This is a genomic window from Paenibacillus sp. EB106-05-06-XG162, assembly GCF_058791655.1.
The window spans coordinates 311,318-324,296 of record NZ_JBYTDT010000003.1 but is presented as its reverse complement, the minus strand read 5'-3'; the positions used below and the strand labels follow the sequence as shown (position 1 = coordinate 324,296).

Below are 12,979 nucleotides of genomic sequence, written 5' to 3'. Positions count from 1 at the left end.
TTTACTATGAAAGAGACGCCTGCGAAGGAGTTCCCGCAGGCGTCTTCATTTTCTATCGAATGCTCACTTTATATTGACGCAGCCAAGCGTCGACTTGAATGAGATAAGCAAATAATTGCGGACCACTCATGAGCTGACCGAACCATGGGATGTTTGACTTTGCCTCATCTGAAGCAGCTAGCTCGCGCAGCTTCTTCACATTAATGAGCGGGAGCAGCGGGGAGGACGGATCGTCCACAATCTCTAAGAACCAGCGTTTGACAGCTGTGAGATAGTTCGGATTATGCGTTTTCGGATATGGGCTTTTCTTGCGAGTAATGACATCATCGGGGACAATGCCATGCAGCGCTTTGCGAAGAATTCCTTTCTCTCTGTCGCCAGCGGCTTTGATTTCCCATGGAATATTCCAGACATACTGGACGAGTCGGTGGTCACAGAACGGGACGCGAACCTCGAGTCCGACCCCCATACTCATGCGATCTTTACGGTCGAGCAAGGTCGGCATGAAGCGGGTAACATTCAGATAGGACATCGTACGCATTTTACGCTGTTGCTCCGTCTCTCCGTCTAGATGTGGAACTTCAGCAACGGCTTGACTGTATCGATCGCCAATGTACGGGAGCGGTTCAATCCAATCATGGATTTCAGGGGAGAGCAGATCCGCACGCCAGCTCGAAGCGAGTGACCAAGGGAACGTCCCTGCGTTCAAGGCTTCTTCTCGATGGAACCATGGATAACCACCGAAAATTTCATCCGCCGCCTCGCCAGAGACAGCCACCGTTATTTCTTTCTTAATTTCTTGGCAGAATAAATATAGCGATGCATCCACATCGGCCATGCCTGGTAAATCTCTAGCTTTCATTGCTTGGAGCAGCGCGTCCACCACTTCAGGGGTATCGAATTGAATCCAATGATGTTTGGTGCCGAGGTGTTCGCTCATCCTTTTAATCCATGGGCTATCCGCGTTAGGTTGAAATGTATTCGCGGTAAAATATTTATCATTATCGACGTAGTCCACCGAAAATGTATCCAGCGTGCTTTTACCCATTCGATGATTGTAGAGAACGGCCAACGCCGTAAGTGCACTCGAATCTAGACCACCCGACAGCAAGGTGCCGATCGGAACATCGGAGACGAGCTGTCTCTCGAGTGTATCCTGCAGTAATTCTCGAACCTTCGCAGCGGTTGCATCGACATCATCTTCATGAGGGATGGCTTCAAGCTTCCAATAGACAGAAATATGAGATCCATTATGATCATAGACGAGGCAGTGACCTGGACGGAGTTCGGAGAGTTGACTGTATACGCCATGACCCGGTGTTCTTGCAGGACCTACGATAAAAATCTCGGCAAGTCCTTCGGCACGAACGACGGGTTCAATCGCTGGATGCGCCAAAATGGCCTTCGGCTCGGAACCGAAGAGGAACATCCCGTTCACTTCCGCATAGAACAGCGGCTTCACGCCAAGGCGATCCCGAGCCATGAAAAGATGCTGTTCCCGTTCATTCCATATGGCAAACGCAAAAATGCCGTTGAATCGGTCCAGACAAGCAGGCCCCCACTCGATATAAGAGACGAGCAGGACTTCGGTATCGCATGACGTCTGGAACGTATGTCCTCGTGATTCCAATTCTTTGCGCAGCTCCAGTGTATTGTATAATTCACCATTATAGACAAGGGCATATCGGTCATCGCCAGCCGTTCGAATCATCGGTTGTGACCCGTTCTCTGGATCGATGACACTTAAGCGTCGATGCCCAAGGGCGCAAGACCCTGAGATCCAAGTGCCTGATGCGTCAGGACCGCGTTCCGACAAGGTCTCTGTCATATTTTCTAGAATGGTCGAATCTTGTGTAAGGTCTTTTTGCCAGTTGATCCAACCTGTAATTCCGCACATCTTCGCTCATCTCCTTCTGGATGGAAATTCGTTCTTGCTCTGTAAGTTTTTCCGGCAAGTCAGGAATGTTTCTAGATATATGCGTCCCTGTAGAATAAAATGTATGTCCCGCAGGATACCATAAGAAAATTGGGGCTCATCATGTACATGAAGCACATAGATGGGAGGTGAGAGGGATGGCTGAGAAGTTTAAGAAGAATAAGGGCAATAAATTCGCGAATCAGGCGGAATTTGCAAGTGAAGTGGTGGCGAAGAATGTGAAGCAAGAAGCGCAGAATAATCCGAAAGATAGAATTTAAATGGAATGTGAAGGTGATAACCGGTTTTCCCGTGTGTACGGGAGCCGGTTTTTTTGACGTTGAGTCAGACACCTCATGCCCCGATCGAACAGATCGAAGATTATAAGCAGGCTACTGCTCGATCCTGGAGCGAACTTACTATAGGGGAGTTACCTGTAGATGGTGACATGGCCGTGCAATCCTCTATGCGGTATGACTGGAGATCTCGGGAGAGACCTTCGTTTCTTTGGTTCGTGTGCTTAGGGTATAGACGAGAATCCCAATCAGAATGACACAGGATCCAATCCATTGCTCCAATGTAAGCTTGTCGCCTAAGATCAGATAGGCTAGAATGCAAGTTCCTACAGGCTCGCCGAGAATACTCATCGAGATGGTTGATGCGCTCATCCAGCGAATGAGTCCGTTCATCACGGTCTGACCGAATAGCGTAGGAACAACCGCAAGCCCAAGGAATAAGAGCCAGTCTTGATCTGCGTAACCGATGAATGGTGCATCAAGGACGGCACAATAGATCGCGAGGAATACACTGCTGCTGAGATAGACGATGAACGTATAGACCGGCAGCGAGTACACCTGACGAACTGATTTGCCGATGAGAAAATAAATCGTAATGACTGCCGCCCCAAGCAGCGCTAGCACATCCCCGAGTAGTGCAATCCCACCAATACGGAAATCCCCAATTCCGATAACGAAACTCCCCACAATCGAAAGAACGCCACCGAGAATCGCCATTTTGCGCAGACGTTCACCGAATAAGAAGTAGCTTCCTGCAAATGCGAAAATAGGCTGCAGCGTCACAAGCACCGTCGAGCTGGCGACACTGGTATATCGAAGCGATTCGAACCAAAGCACGAAATGAACGCCGAGCAGCACGCCCGATAGAATCATCGTATAGAGCTCGCGACGTTTCATGGACCGTAATTCCGGTAGGCTGTGTTTATTGAAGATGAGCCACGGCAGAATTAAAATCGTGGAAAATAACATGCGGTAAAAGGCGACGATAGGCGCAGGAGCAGCTGAAAGCTTCACGAAAATGGCGGAAGTGGACAAGGCTGCAACACCGATGAATAATGCGATATATAAATAAATGGACCGAGGTTTGATCACGTTCATAGTCCTCCAAAAATTCAAATGTAGATTGCCGTACTCAGTCTATCTTCTCCCCCTATATCCGTCAAGCAGGAAGTGGTTGCGGGTGTTCATAGGTTGTTCATATTTTCTTGCTAGACTGATGGAAGAATAGGCGAGAGGGGTATGAAAGATGAAGAAGAAGATTGGGATCGTTGTCATTTCGGTGGTGATCCTTGGAGGGCTTATTTTCGGATATAACTTGTATGCGAAGGGCCAAAAAGCGGAGCCGGTCGTTCAGATGTCGGCAAAAGCCTCGAGGACAGACCTCGTCGTGAAAGTGTCCGGTACGGGAACCGTATCGCCCGTCAATCAAGCGACCGTGAAATCCTCCGACTCGGGCAAAATCAAGAGCATCACCTTCAAAACAGGGCAAAAGGTCAAGAAGGGTCAGGTTTTGGTCACGTTCGAACAAGATGACATGAGCTCACAGGTTCGCAAATCTGAGCTGCAAATTGAGCAGAAGCAGATGGATTACGATGCGCTGAAGCAGAAGTTCATGCAGGCTTCTGACGAAGAGCGCGATACGATGAAAACGCAGATTGAGCAGAAGAAGCTGGACATCGAGGTTGCGCAGTTGGACTTGAAGGATTTGCAAGCGAAGCAGAAGGAGACGGCGGGTGTTGTCTCTCCAATCGATGGCACAGTTGTCACCAGCGATATTCATGTCTCTGACCAAGTATCGCCGAATACCATCTTAGCAGAAATCACGGACTATGATCATCTGGAATCCGTCGTTCAGATCGACGAGCTGGATATCGGTAAGGTTAAGGCCGGACAGGGCGTGGAGATGACGCTCGATGCGGTAGCGGATCAAGTGGTGCAAGGGAAGGTGACTTCGGTGTCCCAGGAAGGAACCGCACAGAACGGCGTTGCGAGCTTCGACGTCTCCATTGGGCTCGATAAGTCGGATGCGATCAAGGTCGGTATGTCCCTGCAAGCCGATATTATTGTAGAAAAGAAAGAAAACGCAGTGGTCGTGCCGATTGAAGCCGTTCATCAATTCGGTGGCAAGTCGTATGTGCAGCTGGCATCCAGCGGAACACAAGCGCAAAAGGGAGAGCCTGCGGCGGCGAAGGACAACAGCAATAATAAGTCCGCGCCACCCGAGGGGAACCAGCCAGGCAGCGGCAGTGCAAGCACCGGCAGAGGCGCTCGAAACGCAGAGATGATGCGGAATATGAAGGAAATTACCGTAGGCATTCACAATGAATCGTATATTGAAGTATTGAGCGGACTGAATGAAGGCGAATCCGTGCTGCTTCCTGCCGTCGCAGCTTCGAAGACGGGGGCGGTCCAAATGCAGGGCGGCTTCGGCGGGTTTGGCGGCATGGGCGGAGGCCAGGTATTCCGTCAGGAAGGCAGCTTCAACGGCGGTGGCGGAATGCGAAGTACACAGCGAAGCAGCAGCAGCGGCAGCGGAGGCGGATCGCGATGAGTTCCATAGCAATCACGCCATTAACGCAGCGCAAGCCATTATTGAAGCTTGAAGATGTATTCAAGTGTTATGCCATGGGCGGTGAAGAGGTGACTACACTGCAAGGTGTTTCACTTCAAATTCTTCAAGGTGAATTTGTGGCGATTGTTGGCCCGTCCGGGTCAGGCAAATCAACACTGATGAATATGATCGGTTGTCTCGATGTCCCCACGAGCGGGTCGTATTGGATTGACGGTCAAGAAGTGAGCCGTATGAAAGATTCTCAACTGGCTGAAATTCGTAATCAGAAAATCGGGTTTATTTTTCAAAGTTTTCATTTGCTCTCGGCACTATCGGCACTGGAGAATGTAGAGCTTCCGCTCGTATACCGCGGGATGTCGGCCAAGGCCCGCAAGGAGCAAGCACAGCATGCGCTGCGTGAAGTTGGGCTGGAAGAACGGATGCATCATCGTCCATCGCAATTATCAGGCGGTCAACAACAGCGGGTTGCGATTGCAAGGGCGCTCGCAGGTCAGCCGCCGATTCTGCTCGCCGATGAGCCGACAGGTGCGCTCGATACGAAGACAGGTCTAGAAGTGATGCAAATGATTCATACGCTGCATCGCAAAGGACACACCATCGTTCTGATCACGCATGATTCACAAATTGCCTCGCAAGCGGAGCGGGTGATTCATATCGTGGACGGTCAAATCTCGCATACGGAGGTGATGCAGGCATGAAGCTGTCCCAAGCATTTAAGATGGCCTGGAAGAGTATACTCTCGAACAAAACAAGGACGCTGCTTACGATGCTCGGCATTATTATCGGCGTCTCCTGCGTTATTCTACTCGTGTCTGTCGGGCAAGGGGCGAGGAGTGCCGTGACAGCTCAAGTTCAAGGACTTGGATCGAATCTGCTGTCGGTGTCAATTAGTGGTCGAGGTGTACAGACATCGGTGTCCTTTGAACAAGCCCAATCTTTCCAAGATATTGAGGGTGTGAATGCCGTTGCTCCAACCGTTAGCGGCAATGTTCAAGCGAAGAACGGGAATAAGAATGTAAATGTCTCGGTTGAGGGAATTACAGCTGATTATGAGGAAGTGCGTTCGACGAAGGTGCAGAGCGGCCGGTTTATTTTGCCTATCGATGTGGATTATTCCCAGAAAGTGGCGTTAATCGGAACAGAGACGGCAACCGATTTATTTGGTACGAGTAATCCCGTCGGTGCGTATGTGATGCTCAATGGCATGCGATTCAAGATTGTTGGGCTGCTCGAAGAGAAGAGCACTTCGAACAATACGATTAAGATCCCACTGACGTCAGCGCAGCGATTACTGCGTTCCAAAGGAATTCGTACAATTTATATGCAGGCCCAAACGGGAGATCTGACGTCAATTGTTAAGGCACGTACGGAGCAGAAGCTAAGCCAGATCTTTCGATCTACCGATGATAGCTATACGGTGACTGATCAGAAGGAGATGCTCAAGACGGTCAGTTCGATCACGGATACGTTATCTATCGCGCTTGGTGGCATTGCGGGGATCTCCTTAATCGTCGGCGGCATTGGCATTATGAACATTATGCTGGTCTCCGTGACCGAACGAACGCGTGAGATTGGTATACGCAAGTCCGTTGGCGCGAAGAAACGCGATATTCTTCTCCAATTCTTAATTGAGTCGATCGTGATCAGCGGAATTAGCGGCATGATCGGGATTCTGGTCGGGCTTGGCGGCGGTGTTCTTGTGAGCCAAATCACCTCTCTTACCGTACAGGCTTCGCTCAACATCATCTTGATCTCCTTTGGATTCTCCGTCTTTATCGGCGTTTTCTTCGGCATATTCCCGGCGAACAAAGCAGCAAATTTGAAACCAGTAGATGCGCTGAGGTACGATTAAGGGGAGAAATGTTCAAATCTTCGTGATCATAAGGTGAATTTTGAACTACCTCTAAGGGGAAGGGATGTGCGAGGGATGAGGCAGCCAAAGGTCCTTGTGATTGAGGATGATGAATATATTCGCGATATGCTTTCCTTATATTTGGATAAACATCAATTTGATTACGATATGGCGGAGACGGGGAGTGAGGGGGTTGAGCTCTTCCTCGCGAATCCGCCTGATATCGTATTGCTAGATATCATGCTGCCAGAAATGGATGGCTTCGAGGTATGCAGAGAAATTCGGCGTTATAACAACGTGCCGATTCTAATGATTACAGGCAAGGGCGAGAGCTATGATAAGCTCAAAGGCTTCGAACTTGGTGCGGACGATTATATCGTGAAGCCCTTCGATCCGAAGGAACTGATTGCCCGTCTCAAGGCCGTGCTTCGCAGAACGCAGGCAGGTCTAGTGCAGGAGATTATTCAGTATCCGGGCTTAACCATTCGAATGGACGAGTACAAGCTTGTGTTGAACCATACCGAATATATGCTGCCGCCCAAAGAAATGGAATTGCTGCATCGATTCGCGACCCATCCCAATAAAGTGTTCACGCGTGAGCAATTGCTCTATCAGGTATGGGGGCATGACTATGCGGGCGATTTCCGCACGGTCGATGTGCACATTAAGCGGCTTCGGGAGAAATTGGGTGAAACTGAGCAGTGGCGGATCGTTACCATTTGGGGCGTCGGTTACAAGTTCGAGGTGACCTTATGATACGCATGCCGAAGCTGAAGTGGAAGTTTGGTATTTTCACCAAAATATTACTAACCATTCTCGGGTTCCTGATCGTCTCAACGTTGACACTAGCTTTGGTGTTTAACTGGTTCTTCCGTGGTGACTTATTAAATTCGCATCGAGATCAAGATCTACGTCAGTTGAAAGATATTACGAACTACATTGAACAAGCCTATGTCGAAGGCTGGAGTAAAAATGCCTTGTATGCCGGACTATCCTTGGTTGTTCCGAAGGAGATGCGCTCCCTGTATCTATTCGATCGGAAGACAGGGAAGGTCATTCTTCGCATTGCCAATGAGAACCGGGCTGATCTGCAGCCGGACCCTAATCTGATTCGAGAAGTCATACGAGACACAGAGATGACACAGAGCAAGTATATCATCGACAAAGAGGACGGCAAGGAAATGATCACGGCGGGCTCTGTGCTGATCAATGGGAAGCCAAAATGGACAGTCGTGGTGATTTCACGGGCATTCCAGGCTGATTTCTCCAGATTTCACAGTCGAATGCTCATGGCGATATGTGTAACCCTCATTGTATCGTTTATCTTCACGTTGATCTTGTCACGTCAGTTGACGCGGCGGGTGAAACAGCTGACCGAAGCGACACAGGCGATTGCCAGAGGAAATTTCAAGCCGTTCATCCCGCTCAAGTCCAAAGACGAACTAGGTGAGCTGGCGAGCACGGTGCAGCAAATGGCGCATGACCTAGAAGGGGTGGACCGGATGCGCAAAGATTTCATTGCGAATGTCTCCCACGACTTGCGTTCTCCGCTTACATCAATGAATGGTTACATGGAGGCAATCCTGGATGGGACCGTGCCGGAACAGCGGATGAAGCATTATTTGCGCATCGTCAAAGATTTGAATACGCGGTTAATTCGATTGGTGAATGATTTGCTCGATATGAGCAAGATCGATAACGGGCAGCTAGAGATGCAGTTTCGGCCCTTTAATGTCACGGAGACGATTCGCAAAGTGCTTGCGAGTATGGAGCCACAGTTTGTGAATCATCAAGTGATTTTCCGCGTCTATCCGAAATCGGGATTAGTCTCGGAAGGAGAGGCAGAGGATATCGAAGTTTATGGCGATCCAGACCGTATTAAGCAGGTTCTTACGAATTTGATCCAGAATGCCGTTGAATTCTCCCCAGATGGTAAGCCGATTCTCGTGGATTTGATCGCGAGCGATCAGGCCGTCATTAGCGTGAAAGATTATGGGATTGGCATGGAGAAGGAACAACTGGAACGGGTTTGGGATCGATTCTACAAAGCTGATCAAGCTCGAACACGGCGCAATGGAACCGGAATCGGATTATCTATTGTCAAGACCATCATCGAACGTCATGGAACGACGATTCAGGTGGAGAGTGAGCTTGGTGAAGGCACGCAATTTACATTTGCTCTACCGTATGCAAGTCATTCTGATTCATAAGGCATGAAGAATAGCTTAGGACACGGGATAAAAGGAGGTACTTAACATGATGGAAATGTCAGTCCATTACGCGGATCGAAGCAAGGTGAAGCGAAACCGAGATTTCATGGAGGAAGTGGCGCCGTATCTCGATGAGCTGCGCTCTTATTGTATATACGTTGCTGCATCGACTTGGGAAGGAGAAGATCTGTACCAGGAAGTATTGTTAAAAGCGTTCGTCTATCGTAACAAGGTATGCTGCGGCACGGTGCCATTTACGAAGGCTTATCTCTACCGAATGGCTCAAAATATCTGGGTCGACATGTATCGTAAGCACCGGGGGCGTATCATCCCTTGCGAGCAGATCGAGGTTGGCGGTGTGGACTCAAACCGTTATGTGGAAGTACGCGAGCTTGTGGAGCATGTAGCTGACCAAGTTCCTGAGCGCCATATGGAGATGTTCTTGATGCAGGATGTATTCCGTTACTCAATGGAAGAGATTGCAGTCATGCATAATATATCAGTTCCGGCCGTGAAGTCAGCCCTTCATCGAACGCGGACGAAGCTTCGTTCGCCAAAGCGGCCTCAACATGCGAGGCCGAAAGACGCGAAGCATCCATCCCGCGTTGAACGGTGGATATATGCTGTATTGAAGGGTGACCCGAGCAAAATGTTGTCGAATGTCTCACAAGGATAGGATGTAGAGGGCAGCTAGTATAAAGGCTGCTCTTTCTTGTTTTGTGTAGAATTTTGAGGGAAAATGGTATACAATGAATATTGTCGTTTTTTTAAACAATCGTACGGGATTCCGCTTGCAGGATGACCGGTATTAATAATCATTGGAGTGGGCAACATGAGCAGCAATAATCGAAATCAATTTTTTCCTTATTTGGATATGGATCGGATCATGGGACTTATCGGTCAGATTGAATCTAGCGATGGTAGAACCGGTGCAAGATCAGAGGAACTGAATCGTACGAAGGTCATTGAGCCGAAGAAACGTAGACGTCCGCAGAGTGTGGATGCGCTGTTGCATAGTGTCTTGAACAATTAAATATGTAGCTAATCAATGCTGATCGATATAAATAAGCTGCCCAAAGGGTCATATGGTATGACTTTTTGGACAGCTTATTTCTTTTTGTGTGCATAAATGGACGCTAGTTTCACCGAAAATACACTTATTAATGTGTCATAATAAATAAATAATGCATTATATATTGCAATGTGAGTGTTATTTAGTTATATTTATGACATCATAATTATTTTGGGGGGAAATGGGCGATGAACATGGCAACGATGGTGAACCGCAAATGTGTATTTGCTTTTCAAGAAGGTCATGCAAAAATGGTAGATTTACTCGGTGGCAAAGGGGCAAATCTCGCAGAAATGACGCGTGCAGGTCTGTCCGTTCCTCCAGGATTTACGGTGACGACGGAAGCGTGTCTCGGTTACTTCAAGGATGGGAATCAGTTAAATGATGATGTTATGCATCAAATTCTGATGGGGTTAGCACAGCTCGAGCGCGAGAAGGGACAGTTTTTTGGTGAACGGGATAAGCCGCTGCTCGTCTCTGTCCGTTCGGGTTCGGTAACTTCCATGCCAGGGATGATGGATACAATTCTAAATGTTGGCTTAAATGATGAGACGGTTGTAGGAATCAGTGAACTAACAGGCAACCCGCGGTTTGCCTTTGATTGTTATCGCCGATTAATTCAAATGTTCGGTCATGTAGTTATGGGCGTAGATTCGCAGCTGTTCGAGCATCAACTGGAACGGATGAAGAAACGTGAAGGGGTACTGCGCGATGAACAGATTTCAGCAGATGGCTTAAAACAACTGGTGCAGGAATATAAGCTGCTCGTTCAATTGAAGACCGGTAGAATCTTCCCGCAGGACGTCGTAGATCAGCTGCGTCTTGCCATCGAAGCTGTATTCAGCTCGTGGAATAATGCCAGAGCACAGGTATATCGGCGGTTACACCGGATACCGGATGACCAAGGTACGGCTGTGAACGTACAGAGCATGGTGTTCGGGAATATGGGCGATACTTGCGGAACGGGCGTTGTCTTCACGAGAAACCCATCTACAGGAGAGAATGCATTGTTCGGTGAGTTCCTGCTAAATGCACAGGGCGAGGATGTCGTTGCGGGCATTCGAACACCGATGCCGATCGCAGCGCTTGAACAGGTTATGCCAGACGTATATCACGAATTGCAACGAACGGTGAAGCAATTGGAGCTTCATTATCAGGACATACAAGATATTGAATTTACGATAGAGCATAACAAGTTATACCTGCTTCAGACGCGCAGCGGGAAGCGAAATGCACAGGCGGCATTAAAGATTGCTGTGGATTTGGTACGTGAAGGGATCATTACGAAGCGGCAGGCAATTGAGCGAATAGACCCGATGCATCTGGAACAATTGTTACATCGGGCAATTAGCGAAGAGGCACAGCAGCAATCACTTGCGAAGGGTCTTCCTGCTTCGCCAGGGGCTGCTGTTGGGCAAGTCGCATTCCATGCCGAGACAGCCGTAGTTTGGAGCAAGGAAGGGAAGCGGGTTATTCTCGTTCGGCCAGAGACTACACCGGAAGACATTGAAGGGGTACTGGCATCTGAAGGCGTCGTGACGCTTCGGGGCGGGATGACGAGTCATGCTGCGGTCGTGGCGCGTGGGATGGGAAAACCGTGTGTCTGCGGCTGTGAGACGATTCAATTCCTTGAAGCAGAGCACTGCATCCAAATCGGGAATCAGGTTATTCAAGAGGGAGACTGGGTGACAATAGATGGTCATCGCGGCTTGATCTGTCTAGGCGAGTTCGAGCTGAAGGAACCAGAGATGACGCAGGAGTTATCGGAGTTGCTGGCATGGGCTGATGAAGTTCGCACGCTGCGCGTACTAGCGAATGCAGATCACCCGCACGATGCACAAGTGGCCAGACAATTCGGCGCGGAGGGCATCGGTCTCTGCCGCACGGAGCATATGTTCTTCGATAAGGAGCGGCTTCCTGTTGTCCAACGCATGATTCTTGCAGAGCATGCTGATGCAAGGCAAGATGCCTTAGCACAGCTATTGCCGATGCAGCAATCGGATTTCGAAGGTATGTTCGAAGCAATGGAAGGTCTCCCGGTGACGATTCGACTACTAGATCCACCGCTGCATGAATTTTTACCGAAACGAAAGGAACTACAAGATAGATTGCAAGAACTACGCGGACAGGTCGGAATGGCTCGTGAAATCGCTGGTGTAGAAGCAGCGATGAAGAAGGTGGAAGCCTTGGAAGAAGTCAATCCGATGCTGGGACAGCGTGGCTGCAGACTTGGTATTGTCTACCCAGAAGTATACGATATGCAGATTGAAGCCATCTTTAAGGCGGCGGCAAGCTGCTTGGAGCGTGGGATCGTTGTTCGACCAGAGATCATGATACCGCTCGTCGGTCATGTAACAGAGCTGAAGTTCTTCCGGGATCGGATTGAACAGATCGCGAGTCAGATCCTGAGCAAGATGCAATTGCAGCTATGCGCCTACAAAGTCGGCACGATGATTGAAGTACCGCGTGCTGCGCTAACAGCTCGCCAAATCGCTGTTCATGCGGATTTCTTCTCATTCGGGACGAATGACCTAACCCAGATGACGCTTGGCTACAGCCGTGATGACGCGGAAGGGAAATTTCTATCGCAATATCTGAACCATCGGATTCTGCCTCACAACCCGTTTCAGGTGCTTGATGAGGATGGGGTTGGTCAATTGATTCAGCTTGCGAACACGGCGGGTAAATCCGTTAAGCCCCAGTTAAAGGCAGGGGTGTGCGGGGAACACGGGGGTGATCCGCAATCGATTCAATTCTGCCATGCCATTGGGCTCGAATATGTGAGCTGCTCGCCATACCGCATTCCGCTTGCTCGAATTGCAGCGGCGCAGGCTGTTATTGCGCAGGAGCGGAGCGTGGAAGAGGTTTCAGCGCAGGTGAAAGGAAAAGCGGTATAACGCGTATTGAGATATTGTGACCACCTATTTGCCGGTCAACGCTTTACTGGAGGAAGGTGAAGGCAGCAGGCCGGTTGTAAGCTTCGGAGGTCATATATAGTTGGAAAGGCTTCTCTCGACGTAGATGAACTACGATGAGAGAAGCCTTTTTGGCATGCTCAGAGT

At 49.3% G+C, this 12,979-nt stretch carries 11 protein-coding genes; 9 read left to right on the top strand and 2 right to left on the bottom strand.

Annotation, left to right across the window (positions count from 1 at the left end; all coding sequences use genetic code 11):
* Nucleotides 1–52: 52 nt before the first annotated feature.
* A complete protein-coding gene (asnB, locus tag AC3WU2_RS10260) occupies nucleotides 53–1,897 on the bottom strand; it encodes an asparagine synthase (glutamine-hydrolyzing) (RefSeq protein WP_492453769.1) in 1,845 nt (614 codons plus the stop codon).
* 176 nt (nucleotides 1,898–2,073) lie between these two features.
* Here asnB and AC3WU2_RS10255 point away from each other — a divergent pair, with 176 nt between their 5' ends.
* Nucleotides 2,074–2,196 carry a hypothetical protein gene (locus AC3WU2_RS10255; RefSeq protein ID WP_018756980.1) on the top strand — a complete coding sequence of 41 codons (123 nt, stop codon included), beginning with the start codon at nucleotides 2,074–2,076 and terminating at the stop codon, nucleotides 2,194–2,196.
* Nucleotides 2,197–2,379: 183 nt separating this feature from the next.
* Here AC3WU2_RS10255 and AC3WU2_RS10250 read toward each other — a convergent pair whose 3' ends face one another.
* Complete coding sequence (locus tag AC3WU2_RS10250; RefSeq protein WP_492453767.1) at nucleotides 2,380–3,309, bottom strand: DMT family transporter; 930 nt, start codon at nucleotides 3,307–3,309, stop codon at nucleotides 2,380–2,382.
* 148 nt (nucleotides 3,310–3,457) lie between these two features.
* Between AC3WU2_RS10250 and AC3WU2_RS10245 the strand changes: the two genes are divergently transcribed.
* From AC3WU2_RS10245 to ppdK, 8 genes are all read left to right on the top strand, one after another.
* Nucleotides 3,458–4,762 carry an efflux RND transporter periplasmic adaptor subunit gene (locus AC3WU2_RS10245; RefSeq protein ID WP_492453766.1) on the top strand — a complete coding sequence of 435 codons (1,305 nt, stop codon included), beginning with the start codon at nucleotides 3,458–3,460 and terminating at the stop codon, nucleotides 4,760–4,762.
* Entirely contained in the window at nucleotides 4,759–5,481 is a 723-nt protein-coding gene (locus AC3WU2_RS10240; protein WP_492453765.1) for an ABC transporter ATP-binding protein, read from the top strand. Before AC3WU2_RS10245 ends, AC3WU2_RS10240 begins: the two co-directional genes overlap by 4 nt.
* The gene (locus AC3WU2_RS10235) at nucleotides 5,478–6,635 is read left to right on the top strand and encodes an ABC transporter permease (protein ID WP_492453763.1); all 1,158 of its coding nucleotides are present in this window, start codon (nucleotides 5,478–5,480) and stop codon (nucleotides 6,633–6,635) included. Before AC3WU2_RS10240 ends, AC3WU2_RS10235 begins: the two co-directional genes overlap by 4 nt.
* A gap of 75 nt (nucleotides 6,636–6,710) precedes the next feature.
* Nucleotides 6,711–7,391, top strand: coding sequence for a response regulator transcription factor (locus tag AC3WU2_RS10230; RefSeq protein WP_492453761.1), 681 nt, complete (start codon nucleotides 6,711–6,713; stop codon nucleotides 7,389–7,391).
* Nucleotides 7,388–8,845, top strand: a complete 1,458-nt coding sequence (locus AC3WU2_RS10225; RefSeq protein WP_492453760.1) for a sensor histidine kinase — start codon at nucleotides 7,388–7,390, stop codon at nucleotides 8,843–8,845. The genes AC3WU2_RS10230 and AC3WU2_RS10225 overlap by 4 nt, the downstream gene beginning before the upstream one ends.
* A gap of 46 nt (nucleotides 8,846–8,891) precedes the next feature.
* A complete protein-coding gene (locus tag AC3WU2_RS10220) occupies nucleotides 8,892–9,521 on the top strand; it encodes an RNA polymerase sigma factor (protein WP_492453758.1) in 630 nt (209 codons plus the stop codon).
* Between the two features lie 156 nt (nucleotides 9,522–9,677).
* Nucleotides 9,678–9,878, top strand: a complete 201-nt coding sequence (locus AC3WU2_RS10215) for a hypothetical protein (RefSeq protein WP_492453757.1) — start codon at nucleotides 9,678–9,680, stop codon at nucleotides 9,876–9,878.
* Nucleotides 9,879–10,105: 227 nt separating this feature from the next.
* A complete protein-coding gene (ppdK, locus tag AC3WU2_RS10210; RefSeq protein WP_492453755.1) occupies nucleotides 10,106–12,814 on the top strand; it encodes a pyruvate, phosphate dikinase in 2,709 nt (902 codons plus the stop codon).
* Nucleotides 12,815–12,979 lie beyond the last annotated feature (165 nt).

Excerpts from the sequence above, each read along its gene's own strand:
- asnB (WP_492453769.1), bottom strand. The coding sequence starts at position 1,897 with ATGTGCGGAATTACAGGTTGGATCAACTGGCAAAAAGACCTTACACAA.
- AC3WU2_RS10255 (WP_018756980.1), top strand. The coding sequence starts at position 2,074 with ATGGCTGAGAAGTTTAAGAAGAATAAGGGCAATAAATTCGCGAATCAG.
- AC3WU2_RS10250 (WP_492453767.1), bottom strand. The coding sequence starts at position 3,309 with ATGAACGTGATCAAACCTCGGTCCATTTATTTATATATCGCATTATTC.
- AC3WU2_RS10245 (WP_492453766.1), top strand. The coding sequence starts at position 3,458 with ATGAAGAAGAAGATTGGGATCGTTGTCATTTCGGTGGTGATCCTTGGA.
- AC3WU2_RS10240 (WP_492453765.1), top strand. The coding sequence starts at position 4,759 with ATGAGTTCCATAGCAATCACGCCATTAACGCAGCGCAAGCCATTATTG.
- AC3WU2_RS10235 (WP_492453763.1), top strand. The coding sequence starts at position 5,478 with ATGAAGCTGTCCCAAGCATTTAAGATGGCCTGGAAGAGTATACTCTCG.
- AC3WU2_RS10230 (WP_492453761.1), top strand. The coding sequence starts at position 6,711 with ATGAGGCAGCCAAAGGTCCTTGTGATTGAGGATGATGAATATATTCGC.
- AC3WU2_RS10225 (WP_492453760.1), top strand. The coding sequence starts at position 7,388 with ATGATACGCATGCCGAAGCTGAAGTGGAAGTTTGGTATTTTCACCAAA.
- AC3WU2_RS10220 (WP_492453758.1), top strand. The coding sequence starts at position 8,892 with ATGATGGAAATGTCAGTCCATTACGCGGATCGAAGCAAGGTGAAGCGA.
- AC3WU2_RS10215 (WP_492453757.1), top strand. The coding sequence starts at position 9,678 with ATGAGCAGCAATAATCGAAATCAATTTTTTCCTTATTTGGATATGGAT.
- ppdK (WP_492453755.1), top strand. The coding sequence starts at position 10,106 with ATGAACATGGCAACGATGGTGAACCGCAAATGTGTATTTGCTTTTCAA.